Origin of the sequence: Microbacterium sp. ZW CA_36 (assembly GCF_044987475.1) — a bacterium.
Taxonomy (GTDB): Bacteria; Actinomycetota; Actinomycetes; order Actinomycetales; family Microbacteriaceae; genus Microbacterium.
This window is the reverse complement of sequence record NZ_JBJDRL010000078.1, coordinates 1-16180: the sequence shown is the minus strand read 5'-3', so window position 1 is coordinate 16180 and position 16180 is coordinate 1. Positions and strand designations below refer to the sequence as shown.

At 68.6% G+C, this 16180-nt stretch carries 18 protein-coding genes and 2 tRNA genes; 4 read left to right on the top strand and 16 right to left on the bottom strand.

What is annotated here, in order from left to right; all coding sequences use genetic code 11:
• From ACI3KX_RS19955 to ACI3KX_RS19945, 3 genes are all read right to left on the bottom strand, one after another.
• The coding region (locus ACI3KX_RS19955) for a glycosyltransferase family 4 protein (RefSeq protein ID WP_404910826.1) at window positions 1-842 on the bottom strand (842 nt) is incomplete at its 3' end.
• Window positions 839-1234 carry a 6-pyruvoyl trahydropterin synthase family protein gene (locus ACI3KX_RS19950; RefSeq protein WP_404910825.1) on the bottom strand — a complete coding sequence of 132 codons (396 nt, stop codon included), beginning with the start codon at window positions 1232-1234 and terminating at the stop codon, window positions 839-841. The genes ACI3KX_RS19950 and ACI3KX_RS19955, both read right to left, overlap by 4 nt.
• The gene (locus tag ACI3KX_RS19945; RefSeq protein WP_404910824.1) at window positions 1231-2265 is read right to left on the bottom strand and encodes a zinc-binding alcohol dehydrogenase; all 1035 of its coding nucleotides are present in this window, start codon (window positions 2263-2265) and stop codon (window positions 1231-1233) included. The genes ACI3KX_RS19950 and ACI3KX_RS19945 overlap by 4 nt, the downstream gene beginning before the upstream one ends.
• A gap of 20 nt (window positions 2266-2285) precedes the next feature.
• On the opposite strand from ACI3KX_RS19945, the gene ACI3KX_RS19940 reads away from it, so the two are divergent.
• Window positions 2286-3068 carry a CDP-alcohol phosphatidyltransferase family protein gene (locus ACI3KX_RS19940; RefSeq protein ID WP_404910823.1) on the top strand — a complete coding sequence of 261 codons (783 nt, stop codon included), beginning with the start codon at window positions 2286-2288 and terminating at the stop codon, window positions 3066-3068.
• A gap of 4 nt (window positions 3069-3072) precedes the next feature.
• On the top strand, window positions 3073-3504 hold the full coding sequence (locus ACI3KX_RS19935) for a hypothetical protein (RefSeq protein ID WP_363354148.1): 432 nt from the start codon (window positions 3073-3075) through the stop codon (window positions 3502-3504).
• Window positions 3505-3580: 76 nt separating this feature from the next.
• On the opposite strand, the gene ACI3KX_RS19930 is transcribed toward ACI3KX_RS19935, so the two are convergent.
• The 4 genes from ACI3KX_RS19930 to ACI3KX_RS19915 form a co-directional block, all read right to left on the bottom strand.
• Window positions 3581-4951 (bottom strand): MFS transporter, encoded by a 1371-nt coding sequence (locus ACI3KX_RS19930; RefSeq protein ID WP_404910822.1) that lies wholly within the window; start codon window positions 4949-4951, stop codon window positions 3581-3583.
• Between the two features lie 166 nt (window positions 4952-5117).
• Window positions 5118-5366, bottom strand: a complete 249-nt coding sequence (locus tag ACI3KX_RS19925) for a hypothetical protein (protein WP_404910821.1) — start codon at window positions 5364-5366, stop codon at window positions 5118-5120.
• A 60-nt stretch (window positions 5367-5426) separates the two neighbouring features.
• Window positions 5427-5633, bottom strand: a complete 207-nt coding sequence (locus ACI3KX_RS19920; RefSeq protein ID WP_349428494.1) for a hypothetical protein — start codon at window positions 5631-5633, stop codon at window positions 5427-5429.
• A gap of 108 nt (window positions 5634-5741) precedes the next feature.
• Window positions 5742-6260 (bottom strand): SRPBCC domain-containing protein, encoded by a 519-nt coding sequence (locus ACI3KX_RS19915; RefSeq protein WP_404910820.1) that lies wholly within the window; start codon window positions 6258-6260, stop codon window positions 5742-5744.
• 96 nt (window positions 6261-6356) lie between these two features.
• Here ACI3KX_RS19915 and ACI3KX_RS19910 point away from each other — a divergent pair, with 96 nt between their 5' ends.
• The gene (locus tag ACI3KX_RS19910; RefSeq protein WP_404910819.1) at window positions 6357-6833 is read left to right on the top strand and encodes a winged helix-turn-helix transcriptional regulator; all 477 of its coding nucleotides are present in this window, start codon (window positions 6357-6359) and stop codon (window positions 6831-6833) included.
• A gap of 46 nt (window positions 6834-6879) precedes the next feature.
• On the opposite strand, the gene ACI3KX_RS19905 is transcribed toward ACI3KX_RS19910, so the two are convergent.
• The 6 genes from ACI3KX_RS19905 to ACI3KX_RS19880 form a co-directional block, all read right to left on the bottom strand.
• Window positions 6880-7548: a DUF4166 domain-containing protein gene (locus ACI3KX_RS19905; protein ID WP_404910818.1), complete on the bottom strand. Its 669-nt coding sequence runs from the start codon at window positions 7546-7548 to the stop codon at window positions 6880-6882.
• The gene (locus tag ACI3KX_RS19900) at window positions 7545-8171 is read right to left on the bottom strand and encodes an SRPBCC family protein (protein ID WP_404910817.1); all 627 of its coding nucleotides are present in this window, start codon (window positions 8169-8171) and stop codon (window positions 7545-7547) included. Before ACI3KX_RS19900 ends, ACI3KX_RS19905 begins: the two co-directional genes overlap by 4 nt.
• Before the next feature lie 48 nt (window positions 8172-8219).
• On the bottom strand, window positions 8220-9149 hold the full coding sequence (locus ACI3KX_RS19895; RefSeq protein WP_404910816.1) for a carbohydrate ABC transporter permease: 930 nt from the start codon (window positions 9147-9149) through the stop codon (window positions 8220-8222).
• Complete coding sequence (locus ACI3KX_RS19890) at window positions 9146-10105, bottom strand: sugar ABC transporter permease (RefSeq protein WP_363354162.1); 960 nt, start codon at window positions 10103-10105, stop codon at window positions 9146-9148. Before ACI3KX_RS19890 ends, ACI3KX_RS19895 begins: the two co-directional genes overlap by 4 nt.
• 104 nt (window positions 10106-10209) lie before the next feature.
• Window positions 10210-11559, bottom strand: a complete 1350-nt coding sequence (locus tag ACI3KX_RS19885; protein ID WP_363354164.1) for an extracellular solute-binding protein — start codon at window positions 11557-11559, stop codon at window positions 10210-10212.
• A gap of 44 nt (window positions 11560-11603) precedes the next feature.
• On the bottom strand, window positions 11604-13694 hold the full coding sequence (locus ACI3KX_RS19880; RefSeq protein ID WP_404910815.1) for a beta-galactosidase: 2091 nt from the start codon (window positions 13692-13694) through the stop codon (window positions 11604-11606).
• A 113-nt stretch (window positions 13695-13807) separates the two neighbouring features.
• Between ACI3KX_RS19880 and ACI3KX_RS19875 the strand changes: the two genes are divergently transcribed.
• Window positions 13808-14845 (top strand): LacI family DNA-binding transcriptional regulator, encoded by a 1038-nt coding sequence (locus tag ACI3KX_RS19875; RefSeq protein WP_404910814.1) that lies wholly within the window; start codon window positions 13808-13810, stop codon window positions 14843-14845.
• 60 nt (window positions 14846-14905) lie between these two features.
• Here the strand turns inward: ACI3KX_RS19875 and ACI3KX_RS19870 are convergent.
• The 3 genes from ACI3KX_RS19870 to ACI3KX_RS19860 form a co-directional block, all read right to left on the bottom strand.
• Window positions 14906-14979, bottom strand: a tRNA-Met gene (locus ACI3KX_RS19870).
• A 36-nt stretch (window positions 14980-15015) separates the two neighbouring features.
• Window positions 15016-15087 (bottom strand) — tRNA-Thr (locus tag ACI3KX_RS19865).
• A gap of 62 nt (window positions 15088-15149) precedes the next feature.
• Window positions 15150-16180 (bottom strand): peptidoglycan DD-metalloendopeptidase family protein (locus ACI3KX_RS19860; protein WP_404910813.1); only part of this gene is annotated, 1031 nt, incomplete at its 5' end.

Below are 16180 nucleotides of genomic sequence, written 5' to 3'. Positions count from 1 at the left end.
CCGCCCCCGCCGGCGAGCGCGTCGGGTATGCCGCCGGCCTCCGAGCCGACGACCGGGATCCCCCTGGCTCGCGCATCGGCGATCGCCATGCCCCAGCTCTCGACCCGCGACGGCGCGACGAGCAGCGCGCTCCGGCCGTACGCCGCGGCGAGGCCGTCCTCGTCGAGGACGCCGGTGAGCTGCACCCGGCCGTCGAACGCCGCCGCACGCTCGGCGATGGCTGCGGCGAACCGCGGGAACGGCTCGGACGACCCGACGATGGCGCAGGTCCAGTCCGGCGTTCGCAGCCGTGCGAGCGCGTCGAGCAGCGTGTCCTGCCCCTTGTGCGGCGCCAGCACCCCCACGCAGAGCAGGGCCTTGTCGGATGCCGGCGCGCCGGCGTCCATGTGCTGCACACCGGGGACGGCGACGGTGATCCGCGACGGATCGGTCAGTCCGCGCCGCACCAGCTCACCGGCGGTCCAGCGACTCGTCACGATCACCGCGCGGGCGATCGCCAGCGCGCGGCGCTCGGCATCCACCGCGGCAGCCGTCGCGTCGGGGAACGCGGCCACCACCATGTGGGCCAGCATCACCAGGCGCAGGCGCGACGCCTCCTCTTCGAGAGCCGCCGGCACCCAGCCGGCCACGAGTCCGTCCACGAGCACCAGCGCGTCGTCGGCTGCACCGCGGAGAGCGGATGCCGCTTCCCCGGCGTCCGCAACCTCGAGAGCCTCGACGGTCCAGCCGCGCGCGGGCAGCCCGTCGCGGATGTGCCGGTCGTAGACGTTGCCGCCGCTCACGCGACGCGGATCGTCGACCCCTTCGGGGGCGAGGAAGCGGACCGAGGGTCCGCTCGTCACAACGCCACCTCGTACGACGCCCAGGCCACGTGCGATTCGTGGAGGGTGACCGCGATGCCCGTCAGGCGCGCTGCGCCGACGGCCCCGTCGCGCACGCGCGCCGCCAGCCGGTCGCCCACGATCTGGCACAGCCGCTCCGTCGTGGTGTTGACGCCGTCGAAGTCCGGCTCGTCATCGAGGTTGCGGTACGTCAGCGCGCCGACGATCTCGCGCACCAGGTCGCCCGCGCGGCCGATGTCGACCACCACCCCGTCGGCGTCCAGCTCATCGGCGCGGAACGTGGCATCGACCAGATAGGTCGCGCCGTGCAGCTGCTGCGCGGGTCCGAAGACGTCGCCGCGCAGGCTGTGGGCGATCATCAGGTGGTCCCGGACGGTGACGCTGAACGTCATGCGGTGCTCCAATCGATCGTGTGGCAGAGTTCGCCGGCCGTGCCCGCGGCGAGTGCGGCCGTGATCTCGGGCAGCTGCCGCCAGGACGATGTGCCGCCCAGCAGCAGGTCGAACGCCGGATCCTCCAGCAGCCGCAGCGCGACGGTCAGGCGATCGCGGGTCGTGCGCGTCGACCGCCGGCGGGACGACACCGCGCCGACCTGGCTGGAGCGGATCGTGATCCGCCGCGAGTGGAAGTCGGCGCCGAGCGTGATGGGCACCGGCCGGCTGCCGTACCAGCTGGCGACGATCACCTCTCCGTCGGTGGGCGCCAGCCGCAGGGCGAGCTCGAGTCCCGCTCCGCTGCCGCTCGCCTCGATCACGACATCCGCCTCGGGCAGCGGGTCGGCCGGGGCGAGGGCGAACTCGGCACCGAGTGCTCGAGCGAGCGGTGCCTTCGCCGCGACGACATCGACGAGGGTCACCTCGACGCCCGGGATGCCGCATGCGACGCGCGCGATGGCGCATCCGATCATGCCCGCGCCGACGACGACGACGCGGTCGCCGATCAGCGGAGCGGCGTCCCACAGCACGTTGACCGCCGTCTCGACCGCGCCCGCCAGCACGGCCCGCCGGGGCGGGACGCCTTCGGGCACCGGGACGAGCGCCTCGGCGGGGACGACGTAGCACGACTGATGCGGGACCAGGGCGAACACGGTGCGCCCCACGAGCTGCGCCGGACCGTCGTCCACCATGCCGACGTTGAGGTATCCGTACTTCACCGGGAACGGGAAGTCTCCGCCTTGGAACGGAGCCCGCATGCGCTCCCGCTCGGACTCCGGCACCTCACCGCGCGCGACGAGCCCCTCCGTCCCGCGGCTCACGCCGGTCCAGAGCGTCCGGACCGATGCCTCGCTGTCGGATGGGCCGGGGAGCGACTCCGACCGGAACTCGCCCTGCCCGGGGCCGATCGTCCACCATGCGTGCGCGGCATCCTCAGGATCGGGATGAACCGCGGCAGGTACCTGCGTCGTGTCCCCCGTGACCGCCATAGGGAGTACACGGAGCGCACATGGAAAAGGTTCAGTGGGTCCCTTGGTGGTGGGTGGCGGCCGGGGCGGGCGGACTGGTCGCGATCGGAGCCGCCATCCCGATGTCGCCGACGGCGGTGGCGCTCGGCCTCTCCTACCTGGTGGTGTCCACCGTGCTGCTGACCGTCGGGCTCCGCCGTCGGGGCGCGCTTCGGTTCGGACCCGCGAACGCGGTCACCGCGACCCGCTCGATGCTCGTCGGCCTCGTCACCGCACTGACCGTCGCGGCGCTCGAGGGCGCGGCGGTCGAGGGCGCGGCGGGAGAGGGCGCGGCATCCACCGTGCTGTTCGTCACACTCGTCGCCTGCGCTCTCGCGCTCGACGGTGTCGACGGGTACGTCGCCCGTCGGACGGCGAGCGAGAGCGAACTCGGCGCCCGATTCGACATGGAGGTCGACGCGTTCCTGCTGCTCGTGCTGTGCGTGTACGACGTGAGGTTCGTCGGCTGGTGGGTGCTGTCGATCGGCCTGCTGCGGTACGCGTTCGTGGTCGCCGGTGCGGTGCTGCCGTGGATGCGCCGCACGTTGCCGCCGCGATACTGGCGCAAGGTCGTCACCGCCGTCTGCGGCATCGCCCTGACCGTCGTCGCGGCGCAGGTGCTGCCGCCCGAGGCGAATCTGGCCGTCGCGGCCGCGGCGATGCTGCTGATGCTCGAGTCGTTCGGTCGCGACGTCACGTGGCTCGTCCGGTTGAACCTCAGCGGTCGCGCGCTCGTTTCCCTCGAGAGGGCCTCGACGACCTCACCTCCACCGGAGAGCAGGTAGCACCATGACGACCGCATCCACCGAAACCGCCGGGCGCGTGCTCTGGACCATGCGCATCCTCAGCGCGATCGCCCTCCTCGCCGCAGGCGCCATCCACCTGTTCCTGGTCTTCAACGGCACCGGCGGCATCCTGGGGGTGATGTTCGTCCTCAATGCCATCGCCGCACTGGTGCTCGCAATCGGGATGCTGGTGCTTCACGGCCGGCTGCTGCAGCTGGCGACGGTGCTGAGCCTGCTGTTCCTCATCGCCACGCTGCTCGCCCTGATCCTCGCGCTGACGGTGGGGCTCTTCGGCATCACCTCGTCCTGGGACATGATGCTCGTCCCCGAGACCATCATCGTCGAGTCCATCGGCATCGTGATCCTGGCCGTCACGACGGTGCTGGTGTTTCGCAGCACGCCGGCGACAGTCCCGACGAGACGCCAGGGCGTCTAACCTCGGCGGCTCGATCAGCCGAGCACGGTGAACGCCCCGCCACGATGTGGCGGGGCGTTCCTTCGTCTCGCACCGGTCAGGCGTCGGCGGTCACCTTCTCGGCGGCCAGCTTCTCCTCGTCGAGGCGGTCGAGTTCGTGCAGTGACGAGCCCTTCGTCTCGCGCAGCGACACCGCCGCGACGAGCGTGATCGCCGCCGCGATCGCCAGGTAGACGGCGACCGGCACATACGAGCCGGTGCTCGCCAGGAGAGCGGTCGCGATGATCGGTGCGAGCGAGCCGGCGACGATCGACGTCACCTGGTACCCGAGCGAGACGCCCGAGTACCGCATCCGCGTCGGGAACATCTCCGACATGATCGCGGGCTGCGGCGCGTACATGAACGCGTGGATGAACAGGCCGAGGCTGATCGCCGCGACGATGATCACCGGGTTGCGGGTGTCGAACATCGGGAAGGCCACGAAGCCCCAGGCCGCCGCGCCGATCGTGCCGATGATGTACACCGGCTTGCGGCCGAGCCGGTCGGCCAGACCGCCGATGAGCGGGATGACGATCATGTGGACGATATGGGCGATGACGAGCAGCCCGAGGATCTCGGAGGTGTCGACCTCGAGCGCCACGGCCAGGTAGGTGATCGAGAACGTCACGACCAGGTAGTACATGATGTTCTCGGCGAAGCGCAGGCCCATGGCGGTCAGCACTCCCCGCGGGTAGCGCTTGATCACCTCGACCACGCCGAAGCGCACCGCCTTCGACTGCTCGACCTCCTTCTGCACCTCGAGGAAGATCGGCGCGTCGGTGACACGGGTGCGGACGTAGTAGCCGATGGCGACGATCACGACGGAGAGCCAGAAGCCGATCCGCCAGCCCCAGGAGAGGAACTGCTCCTCGGTGAGGGTACGGCTGAGGACCAGCAGGACGAGTGTCGCGACCAGGTTGCCGATCGGGACCGCAGCCTGCGGCCACGACGCCCAGAAGCCGCGCGTCTTGTCGGGCGAGTGTTCGGCGACGAGGAGGATCGCACCGCCCCACTCACCGCCGACCGCGAAGCCCTGCGCGAAGCGGAGCGCGACCAGGAGGGCCGGCGCCCAGTAGCCGATCATGTCGAATGTGGGCAGGCACCCCATCAGGAACGTGGCGACGCCGACCAGGATGATGGCGAGCTGGAGGAGCTTCTTGCGGCCGTACTTGTCGCCGAAATGGCCGAACACGATGCCGCCGAGCGGGCGGGCGATGAAGCCGACCGCGTACGTCACGAACGCCGCGATGATCGGCGCATACGGGTCGTCCGACGGCGGGAACATGATCTTGTTGAACACGAGCGTCGCCGCGGTGGCGTAGAGGAAGAACTCGTACCACTCGACGACGGTGCCGGCCATCGATGCCGTGACGACCCGCCGCAGACTCGATTGCCTCATCGGCGCGGGGGATTCCTGGGTGGATGCCATGCGCTGGTACCTCCTTGTAGAGCGCGGAAGCGGCTCGGGGAAGCCGCTCTGCGGGACGATACCTGACGCACGATTCATGTTTCAAGGGGTGCTACGGCCATCACAGTGAGAAGTTCTGCGGAACTTCTCATCCACGGATCCGCGGAGCGGTTCGACGCTCCCCGGATCACTCCCAGGACGCGACGAGCATCCAGTGCCCGTCCACCTCTTCGACATCCATGACGCGCGTCCGGTGATCCACATCACTGCGGGCGGTGAACCGCCAGCTCTGGAACAGCCGCCCACCGTCGCATCGCGTCGGCGTGTCGATGATGCGCCACCGCTCCCCCTCGACCACCAGGCGCACCGGCCGCTCGCGCTCGCACCAGACCTGAACATCCTCTCGGGCAGCCATACGCATGTCGCTCTCCTTCATCGAATCTATGTTCGATTCTAGGACGCACGAAAGCAGCGCACAAGCGCGGATGCCGCGAAGTCAGGCGGACGCTGAGTCGGCGTCGGCCCCTGCCTCGACCGCAGCGAGATGGATCGCGGCCACGCCCTCACGGAGCGCACCGACAGGCGCTTCCACCGTCTCGTACTGGGAGGTGAATCCGTTCTCGTCGACCACCGTGATGGCCACCAGCACGTGACCTCGACGCGGCAGTCGCGACGAGGTGCGGGCAAGTCTCTTCGTCTTCATGTCCCCTCCGCGTCTCACCGTAACGGGAGCCGCCGACACCGGGGTGATACACGCCCGGGTGCCGGCGACTCACGTCGACGATGCGACCGGCGGGACCGGCACGCGTGGTCAGACCGCCTTGCTCGCAGCCGCGGCCGCCACCTGACGATGCAGCTCGTCGTGATCCTCGGTGGTCAGCGCCTCGTCGCCGCCGAAGATGTACGGCGCCCCTGCCCCCGTATCGATGAGCGCCTTGAGGCTCCCGTCGACGAACATGCCCCACGCGTTGGTGCACACGTCATAGCACTGGTCGTCGGCGGTGAGACCGTCGTGGGTGAAGATCACCTGCGTGCGCCCGTCGACGTCGGCGATGTCGAAGCGGACGGTGGTCCCGTTCCACTCCTGCTTGTCGGCGACGAAATCGAGGTGGCTGCCCGTCACCAGCCACGAGACCCGTCGGCCCGGTTCGAGCTCGGCCACCCGGAATCCGCTGTAGTGCAGTCCGGGAACCACGTAGACGAATTCGTCGTCGACGGCGGTGGTCGAGCCGGTGATCCGCCCCCACCAGCTCGAGACGTCGTTGATCGCGTCGTACGCCTCCTGCGGCGAGGCGTCGACCGTGATCGTCGTCGTGAAGTTCGCAGTCATGTTCATGCTCCTCTCTCGCGACCGGTCGGTCGACTTGCGTGATGCAAGCGACCCTAGCGACGAACGCTTGCATCACGCAAGTGCTAGATTCGACGCATGCTGGGCAAGACGTACGACTCTCAGGTGTGCTCCATCGCACGCTCCCTCGAACTCGTCGGAGAGCGGTGGAGCCTTCTGATCATCCGCGACGCCCTGTTCGCGCGGGTGACGAGGTTCAGCGATTTCCAGGCCAACCTCGGGATCGCGACCAATGTGCTCACGTCGCGCCTCGAGTCCTTCGTGGCGAGCGGCATCATGGACCACCGGGGCGCATCCGAGTACGTGCTCACGCCGAAGGGCCACGCGCTGGCCGTCGCCCTCATCGCCCTCACGGAATGGGGCGACGAATGGGCCTCGCCGATCGACCCGCCGATCCTCTATCGGCACGTCGTCTGCGACGGAGACGTCCACACGGTGGCGGCCTGCGAGACGTGCGGCACGGTACCGGCCGACGAGATCGGCATCCGCATCGGTCCCGGAATGCCGCCGGAGTATCTCGCCGCACGGCGAGGCGGATCGCGCGCGAGCGCGTGACGCCGAGGCTGGCGGCAGGGCCGCAGCGCAGCGAGGGCGGCGAGTCTCAGACCCGGGCTTCGTGCCGGCGCGGTTTGAGGCTTTCCGGAGCGTCGGTGGCCGGCATCCACTCGCACTCGAAGCTGCCGCGATAGCCGAACAGGAACCCGAACCAGCGGTTGTGGACTTCGAGGTCGACGTGGAACCGCTGGTCGGCGTCGTCGAAGTACTCGCGCAAGCGCGCGCGTCCGCTGAAGAGCATCGGGAACCGGAAGCCGATCGGGCCCTCGTAGAACCGCTGCGCGCCCGATGTGAGCAGCAACCCGCCGTCCTCGTCCGCGCTCAGCCGCAGATCGACCGCGAGGTGCTGGTGCGTGCCCAGGTAGTCCACGATCCGGTCCTCGTCGAGGATCATCGTGGCGTCGAATCTGCGCCGGTGCGCGCCGATGCGGTATTCGCGGACGAAGGTGACGGTCTCGCGGCCGAGCGGGTCGCGGTAAGGGTAGTTCTCGATGACGAACGGGACGTCGGCACCGACGTCGGGGATCAGGATGTTCCGCAGGCGCCCGATCTGCAGGAACGGGATCGTCCACCACGGCCCGCGCCGGATGGTCGTCATCACTCCCCTGCCCACGCACGCCTCGGCGGAGTCCAGACCGACGCCGAACCGTCGCTTCATCATGGGATGCAGGCGGTCGAAGTCGTCGCCGAGCGCCCGCTCGAAGATGGAGGTCATGCGGGTGCTCCGGGGTCGGGCAGAGCGGCCAGGGTCACCGGCGCGTTCTGCAGATGGTCCGCACGGCGCCGGCCCGACGCCGGCGCGCGACGGCAGCGGCCGGCGCGAGGTCGATCCGGTCGCCACCACCACAGCACGCTCCACAGCGGCCATCGCTCCGGCGGGACCCCGGTGTCGAGCCAGATGCGCAGCCGGTCGAAGCTCCAGGCCGTGGCCCAGCCCAGGACGGGGCGGACGACGACGTCCAGCACTCCCCATCCGGGGGTGTAGTCGTAGCCGGTGAGGAAGGCGATCCCGCCGTCCTGCGGGACGTAGCGCCAGTACCCGCGCCCCTCGCGGATCGGCGACAGCGGATCGCGCGTGTGGAACCGCAGCGCGGAGGTGCGTGCGCCGTCCGCGCGCTGCTTCTCGCCGATGCTCACACCGGTGCCGCTGATGCAGTGGAACGGCACACGCCGTTCGTACGCGAAGGCCGTGGCACCGGCATCCGTCAGCCCCGTCGGAGTGATCCGCGTGAACCGCACGTCCCACCGGACGTGCTGCTCCGGAACCTGCGTGGCTGTCCACACCGCCTCGAGGTCGGCGGCGATCGTCGCCTCCACGTAGATGCCGCTGCGCCTCACACGTCGACGTTACGACACCGAGGGCACTGCGCCGTCAGGACGCGGTGTTCACCCCTTGACGCTCCCCGTAGCGAGTCCCGTCTGCCAATACCGCTGCAGGAAGAGGAAGGCGACGATCAAGGGCAGGATGGAGACGAAGGACCCCGTGATCACAGTGGAGAACAGGGCCTGCGTTCCTCCGCCCGCCGAGGCTGCCGCCTGCAGCTGCGCAAGTCCGACGGTGATCGGGTAGAGCTCTGAGGTGTTGAGCATGATGAGCGGGAGGAAGTAGTTGTTCCACGTCGCGACGAGCGAGAACAGGAAGACGGTGACGAGTCCCGGCCCCAGGAGCCGCAGGCTGACCTGCCAGAAGATGCGGAACTCCCCTGCGCCGTCGACCCGCGCGGCCTCGATGAGCGTGTCGGGGATGGCGTCAGCGGCGTAGACCCGCATGAGGTACACCCCGAACGGACTCACCAGCGACGGGATGATCACCGCCCACGGCGTGTCCGTGAGCCCCGCCTGCGAGAACAGGAGGTAGGTGGGCAGCGCCAGGGCTGTCAGCGGGATCATGATCGCGCCGAGCGTGGAGCTGAACAGCACCTTCTTGCCGGGGAACTCGTATTTCGCGAAGGCGTACCCGGCCATCGCCGAAAGCACGGTGGCACCGAAGGCCGCGACCGTAGCGTAGACCACGGTGTTCAGCAGCCATCGGACGAACAGTCCGCCGCGGATCGTGAACAGCGTCTGCAGGTTCTCCCAGAGGGACAGTTCGGGCGCGAACCACAGACCGAAGGTGGAGAACAGTGCCGAGTTGTCTTTGGTCGACGACACGAACAGCCACCACAGCGGCAGGACGAAGTACAGCACGCACAGCCACAGCACGATGGTGAGCGGAAGGCTGCGTCGCCGTTCCGGTGCGAAATGGCGGGTCCCCCCGCGTCGCCCGCTGCGGGTCGCACGGCCTGTGACGATCGTGCGGGTCTCGGTGGCGGTCATGCGAGGCCCCTCCTCTCTCGACGGGCGCTTCGCTCCGAGCCCAGCTGCACGAAGTACGAGAGCACGGCGATCACCAGCCCGAGAAGGAACGCGATGGCGGCGGCGTAGTTGAGCTCCTGATTGATGAACGCCAGGTTGTACGCGTAGTAGTTCGGGGTGAAGGAGTTGGTGATCGCGTCGGGCGCGATGGCGTTGAGCAGGCTCGGCTCGGCGAAGAGCTGGAACGTGCCGATGACCGAGAAGATCACGGTCAGCAGGATCGCCGGGCGGATCGCGGGGATCTTGACGCTCCACGCGAGACGGAACTGGCCGGCACCATCGATCTCGGCCGCTTCGTACAGCTCGCCGGGGATGGACCGCAGCGCCGCGTACATGATGATCATGTTGTAGCCGACGAACTCCCACGTGACGATGTTCATCATCGAGCCGAGGATGTTCTCGGGCGAGAGGAAGTCGGGCGTGCCGAACCCGACGGCGCGCGCCATCTGCGCGATCGGACCGAAGTCGGGACCGTACAGGTAGCCCCACATCAGGGTGGCCACCACAGCAGGAACGGCGTAGGGCATGAAGATGAGCAGCCGGATGCCCTTCGACCCGCGCGCCCGCGCGGTGTCGAGCGCGAGCGCGAAGAAGAGAGACAGGCCGAGCATGATCGGCACCTGGACGACGAAGAACAGCGCCACCCGGCCGAGGCTCGCGAGGAACTGCGAGTCGGTCAGCGCGCGGACGTAGTTGGCCAGGCCGGCGAACACGTCGCCGCCGATGAGCTTGCTCTCGAACAGGCTGAGGTAGCCCGCGTAGACGAGGGGGATCACGAGCATCGTGATGAACACGATGAAGAACGGCAAGAGGAAGAGGTATGCGGCTCGATACTGCTTCCGCTTGGCGGGGCTGACGCGCCGCTTCGGCGCGGATCGTGCGGGACGCGCGGCAGGCAGCGCTGATGCGTTGGCCACGGGGTCTCCTTTCGATGGATGCGGCGGGCCGGCGTCGCGCGCCGTTCACCGACTCGGTGCGGTTCGGAGGCGGCGCCCGCCGCGCGCGGCGGGCGCCGCCGACCTCACTCGACGGTGAAGCCCTGGTCCTCTGCGTACGAGACGAGCTGGTCCTGCCAGGTGTCGAGGGCGGCGCCGATGTCCCCCTTGGCCGCGATCACCGTGCCCATGGTCTCTTCGTACGTGGAGTACACGTAGTCCATGAACGGCAGCCACTGGAACTCGGTGTCGACCGTCTGCGAGATCTCGGCGAACAGCTCGTTCACCTTCTGCCCGCCGTAGAACTCCGACTCCTGGTCGACGAAGGCCGGGTCCTCGAGCACCGACACCTGCGGCGGGAACAGGAACTGCTCCGTCGCCAGCATCATCGACGACTCCGCGTCGGTGTTGATGAACTTGGCCAGCTCGTACGCGGCGATCGGGTTCTCGCTGGACGCGAGAACCGCGTCCGACGAACCGCCCCAGTTGCCCGAGACCTGAGCGCCGTCCGACCACTGCGGCAGCGGTGCCGCACGCCACAGGCCCGAGGTGTCGGCCGCCGTGCCCTGGAGGAAGATCGGCCCCCACGCCGCGGTGAGCCACCCGGCGTACTTGCCGCTGGCGAGACCCTGGTACCAGGTGTCGTTGAAGTCCACGTCGGTGGAGATCAGGTCGGCCTGGATGAGCTCGGTCCAGTAGTCGGCGACCCTCTTCGCCTCGTCACTGTTGACGTCGATGGAGACGGTCTCCTCTCCGTCATAGCCGAACGGCTTGATGCCGGCCTGCCAGAAGAAGCCGATCATCTGGCCGGCCTGCGTGGCGCCGAGGTTGGAGATGTACGAGCCGGTCGTGTCCTTGACTGCCTGCGCGGCGACGGCGTACTCGTCCCACGTGGCGGGCGGCTCGGTGATCCCGGCCGCGTTGAGGATGTCTTCGCGGTAGAGGTTGCCCATCGGGCCGACGTCCTGCGGGATGGCCCACACCTCATCGCCGGGAGACACCTGATTCCACGCCCAGTCGACGAACTCGTCCGAGAGGTCGTCGCCGCCGTATGGCGCGAGGTCCAGAAGCGACTCGGGCAGGACGAACGAAGGGATGTACTGGTACTCGATCTGCGCCACGTCCGGAGCGCCTTCGCCCGCCTCGATCGCGCTGCGGAGCTTCTGATAGTGCGGCAGGCCCTGGCCGACGTTCTCGACCTTCACCGTGATGTCCGGGTACTTCGCCTCGAAGAGATCGACTTCGTTCTGGATGTCGGGGACCCATGTCCAGAACGTCAGCTCGGTCGGAGTGCTCATCGCCTCGTCGATCTGGTCCTGTGTGATCGGTCCCTGCGCGTCGCCATCGCTCCCGCCCGGGGCGCACCCGGTGAGGAGCACTGCGACCGTGGCCGCGCCGACGGTCAGCGTCGCTGCTGTTCTGCGTGCCTTCTTCATGATTGCTCTTTCTTCTCGGTGGGATCCAGAGATCCCCTGGGTGCTCACTTCCCGACGAGGCAGCGTGTGGACCACGCCGGAAGGGAGATCTCGGTGCCTGCCGTCAGCTGCTCCGTCGTGACGGCGTCCTCCAGATCGATGCGGGGAGTAAAGGCTTGCGCTTCGCCGCTCCAGTTGAAGAGGAACCACACGCGCCGGCCGTCGGGGAGCGACCCCGAGCTCACGGTGACGGGAAGCGCGCGCGCCGTTGCGATCGCGTCGGCGTGGAGCGTCGGCGCGGCCCAGCGCAGGATGTCGGCCGCCAGAGCGGCGGAGGGGACAGTGCCGACGACGGTGATCCGTCCGTCGCCATGCTCCTGCGAGGTGACCGCGGCGAAGTCGCCGAAGCGGGGGTGCTCGTAGCGCACGACGGTGTCGGCGCCGTTCGGGAGGAGGCCGTCCGCCCACAGCGTCGCTGTCGCACCCTCGGACAGTGTCAGGCCCGCCTCCGACGAGACGGGCAGCGTCTCCTGAAGGTTGGAGAATTCCTCGTAGCTGACGCCGGCGGCATCTGCCAACAGCGCCGGCGCGACACTCACCCGGGCGCGAGCCTCCTCGTCGCCGTATCCGGTGCGGATGCCGACGATCAGGTGACCTCCGGCGGCTGCATACTCGCGCAGGAGCTCGAGATGGTCATCCGTGGCGACGTACAGACCGGCCGCGACGAGGACGGGGAACCGTGCGGCCAGTTCCCTCGCACCCCACGAGAGCGCCTGATCGGGATGCAGGACACGTGCCTGCGCACCGCTGTCGATGACGCCGCGATGGTACGCGTCGAAGATGCGGGCGTAGGAGGAGCGATCCGGCTCCCCCGTTCCGGTGGGGAATGTCGGGAAGAACTCCATCGCGAAACGCGAGTCGTTCGACCAGAGGATCGCGACGTCGGCGTCAGGTTCGTATCCGTCGAGCAGATCGCCGATCGCCGCGAGGTCCGCACCGACCTCCGCGAGCTCACGGTAGACCCGCCCAGGCTGGAGGCTGTGAGGGAGGATGCCTCCCCAGTACGTCTCGGTGCCGTACGGAAGCGAATGCCAATGCCAGTACTCGATCATCGCCGCGCCGCGTGAGACGAAGGCGAACGCCGCCTGGGTCAGCTGGCCGGGATAGGGCGGCATATTGAAATCCGAGCCTCCGATGGACTGCGCGTCTGTCTCGGTGACGAGGAACCTGCGCTGGTTGGAGGAGAACAACCGGTCCGCCTGACGGAACAGCGATGCGACCCCGCTGGTCGTCCACGGCGTGATCGGGGCCAGATCCTTCGTCGCGTCCAGGTGGTCCTGCATCGCGTAGTAGGGGTTTCCCGCCGTGATGTCGAGTGATCGGACGAGCTTCTCGTCGTCCAGTCCCGGACGCGGGTAGGCGATGCATGTCGTCACGAATTGCTCGGGCGTCGCGTACTCGCGCACGATGTCGGCCTGCCAGGCGATGAACTCGCTCGTGAGTTCCGCCTGGTACCGACGCCAGGCCAGGTCGTACTGCGGCAGCGAGTTGCCATCCGGCGTCCACAGATCGGACCAGTCGGACAGCCGGTGCGACCAGTAGGTGAGGCCCCACTCGCGATTGATCGTGTCGACGTCGCCGTACTTGGCGGCGAGTCGCCGCACGAACCGCCGGAACGTGCCGCGGTTGTGGAAGAGCACCATGCCGGGCTCGTTGTCGACCTGGAAGCCGATCACCGCGGGGTGTGCGGCGTACCTGCCCACGACGGCCCGGATCACGCGCTCCGCATGGAAGCGGAAGGCAGGGTGCGAGTAGTCGACCTCCTGTCGCGCCCCCCAGGGCATCGGCCTGCCGGTGCCGACCTCGGCGGCGATCTCGGGGTAGGCGCTCTGCAGCCATGGCGGGATCGCGTATGTCGGGGTGCCCAGCACGACCGCGATGCCGCGCGCGTGCGCGCCGTCGAGCACTGGCTGCAGCCACTCCAGATCGAACTCGCCGTCACGCGGCTCCCACGTCGACCACACCGACTCACCGACGCGGATGACGGTGAAGCCTGCGGCCTTCATCAGGTCCAGATCCAGTTCGACACGATCCGACTGGTGGTACTCCGCGTAGTACGCGGCGCCGAAGAGGATGCCGGATCGGGCGAGCTGCATGGGTGACTCCGTTGTCGTGGGGAAGCCGCATGTTTTCGGAAACATGGGTGCCGGGTCAGTATGTTTCCGATAACATCGCGATGTCAAGCGACAATCGAGGAACCGTGACTGAAGTGACCGAACCGCAACCTCCGACGCCCGTCGCGTCGGGGCGGGCAGCGACGATCTACGACGTCGCTCTGGTAGCCGGCGTCTCGCACCAGACGGTCAGCCGATTCCTGACCGGCTTCCCGGGCATCCGCGCCGAGACCAGGGCCCGCGTGGAGGCAGCGCTCGCCGAGCTCGACTACCAGCCGAACCTCTCCGCCCGCAGTCTGAAGTCGGGGCGCCCCCACCGGATCGGCGCCCTCGTCCACGACGAGACGGAGACCGGCCCCAGCCTCACCGCGCACGGCGCGACGATGCAGGCGCGGGAGTCGGGCTACCTGCTCGACCTGATCTCTCTGGACGCCCATGACCGCGACTCGATCGAGAAGACGCTTGCGTTGATCGGGCCGAACTCTCTGGCCGGAGTCCTCGCACTCGCGTCGACGGATGAGATGGTCCGCGCCTTCGACGCCGCCCACTTCACCACGCCTGCCTTCGTGCACACCGAGGCCGACGACACCCGTCTGGCCAAGACCGACGTCTCCCGCGTCGGCATCCCCGCCCTCATCGCCTACCTGCGCGACCTCGGCCACCGCCGGGTCGCCCATGTGGCAGGCCCGGCGAACTGGTCCGCCGGCCGCAACCGTGCGCGCGCCTTCGCAGCGGCGATCGACGCATTCGGTCTCGTCCATGCCGGGGAGCTGGCCGGTGACTGGTCCGCACGGTCCGGGTTCGAAGCCATAGCGGGCCTCGAGGCTCTCTCCGACGCCACCGCCTATGTGGTCGCCAACGACCAGATGGCGATCGGCACCATCCTCGCCCTGAAGCGACGGGGCCTGCGCGTTCCCGGCGACGTCAGCGTCGTCGGCATCGACGATCTCCCCGAGTCGGCGTACATCGATCCGCCGCTGACGACGCTGCGGGTCGACCACGCGGCGCGAGGGCGCGAGGCGGTCGCCTCTCTCATCGGGCAGATCGAGGGGGTTGCTCCTCGGTCCGTGCACATCGAGATACCGCAGGTGGTCGTGCGCGAGTCGTCCGGCCCGGCCCCGGCTCATCGCTGAGAGGCTCTCCGGAGGCAAGAAGAAAGCCCCGGAGAATCGGCGAGATTCCGGGGCTGTCCGTAGCAGGAGCGGGGCTTGAACCCGCGACCTCACGATTATGAGTCGTGCGCTCTCACCAACTGAGCTACCCTGCCGCACGGCATCCGTGGTGAATGGAAATGGATGCTGCGAGCCCCGAGTCAGGATTGAACTGACGACCCCTTCCTTACCATGGAAGTGCTCTGCCACTGAGCTATCGGGGCGTGCTGCCTGCGAGCAGGCAACTAGAAGAGAATACCAGAGGCGCGGCATCCTTCCGAACCGGTCAGCCCACGGTGTGGGTGCCGTCGGTGTACTCCTGGAGCCACGGCCAGGGGTCGATCGCGGTGGTGCCGTTCTTGAGGATCTCGAAGTGCGTGTGGGCGCCGTAGGAGCGTCCGGTGTTGCCCGTGTGGCCGATCACGGTACCCACCGTGACCTGCTGGCCCGGGGTGACCTCCAGCGATCCGTACTGCATGTGCGCGTAGTGGCTCGAGAAGAGCTGACCGTCGATGATGTGGTCGATGATCACGTGCACGCCGTAGGCGCCGCCGGCCTCCGATGCGACACGGACGGTGCCGCCGGCAATGGCCTGCACGGGCGCGCCGTTGCCGGGCGTGAAGTCGATGCCCTCGTGCATGCGACCCGAGCGCATGCCGAACCCGTACGACATCGTGACGCCCACCGCGAAGGGCCACTGGATGTTCGAGTTCTGGTTGTTGTGGAACAGGTTCGAGAAGTTCTTGATCCCGGCCTCGGACGCGAGCTGGGCGGTCGTCGTGGTCGTGTAGTTCTCGGTGCGCTGGAGCGTGTCGTTCTGGGCGTCGCCCGGGGCGACGTACGCCTGGATCTCGGCCTCGTCGATCACCGGCACCGTGTTGTCGCCCATGGCGACGACCGAGAGCGAGGCGTCGGTGCCGTTGACCGCGGCGACCGCCTCGGCCGGCGTCGTCATGCCGACAGCCATGAGACCGACGATGCCGAAGACGCCCACAGAGAACGACGCGGTCGCGACGCGCTTGAAGGCTGCACCGCGGCGCGCCGGCGAGCGGCGGGGGGCGGTGTGCCGTGCGGGCTCGGCGTCGGCGTCGGCCTCGCCTGCGGGTGCCGCGTTCTGGACGGGGGTTTCGCCGGTGAAGGCGAACAGGCGCGAGGCGGCCTCGAACTCGTCGACATCGGATGCCGTGGGCTGCGGAATCGGCCCGGTGAGGGGTCCGACACGCTCGGGGCGGGGGTCGGCGTGAACCTGGGTCGTCGGGGTCTCGGCGGGCTTCGACTCGGACGCGGCGGCCGGCTGCGGGGCGGTGGCCTCAGACG

Coding starts and splice junctions, on each gene's coding strand:
- ACI3KX_RS19910 (WP_404910819.1), top strand. CDS start 6,357: ATGCTGGGCAAGACGTACGACTCTCAGGTGTGCTCCATCGCACGCTCC.
- ACI3KX_RS19935 (WP_363354148.1), top strand. CDS start 3,073: ATGACGACCGCATCCACCGAAACCGCCGGGCGCGTGCTCTGGACCATG.
- ACI3KX_RS19945 (WP_404910824.1), bottom strand. CDS start 2,265: ATGGCGGTCACGGGGGACACGACGCAGGTACCTGCCGCGGTTCATCCC.
- ACI3KX_RS19920 (WP_349428494.1), bottom strand. CDS start 5,633: ATGAAGACGAAGAGACTTGCCCGCACCTCGTCGCGACTGCCGCGTCGA.
- ACI3KX_RS19895 (WP_404910816.1), bottom strand. CDS start 9,149: ATGACCGCCACCGAGACCCGCACGATCGTCACAGGCCGTGCGACCCGC.
- ACI3KX_RS19940 (WP_404910823.1), top strand. CDS start 2,286: ATGGAAAAGGTTCAGTGGGTCCCTTGGTGGTGGGTGGCGGCCGGGGCG.
- ACI3KX_RS19915 (WP_404910820.1), bottom strand. CDS start 6,260: ATGACTGCGAACTTCACGACGACGATCACGGTCGACGCCTCGCCGCAG.
- ACI3KX_RS19885 (WP_363354164.1), bottom strand. CDS start 11,559: ATGAAGAAGGCACGCAGAACAGCAGCGACGCTGACCGTCGGCGCGGCC.
- ACI3KX_RS19950 (WP_404910825.1), bottom strand. CDS start 1,234: ATGACGTTCAGCGTCACCGTCCGGGACCACCTGATGATCGCCCACAGC.
- ACI3KX_RS19905 (WP_404910818.1), bottom strand. CDS start 7,548: ATGACCTCCATCTTCGAGCGGGCGCTCGGCGACGACTTCGACCGCCTG.
- ACI3KX_RS19930 (WP_404910822.1), bottom strand. CDS start 4,951: ATGGCATCCACCCAGGAATCCCCCGCGCCGATGAGGCAATCGAGTCTG.
- ACI3KX_RS19880 (WP_404910815.1), bottom strand. CDS start 13,694: ATGCAGCTCGCCCGATCCGGCATCCTCTTCGGCGCCGCGTACTACGCG.
- ACI3KX_RS19925 (WP_404910821.1), bottom strand. CDS start 5,366: ATGAAGGAGAGCGACATGCGTATGGCTGCCCGAGAGGATGTTCAGGTC.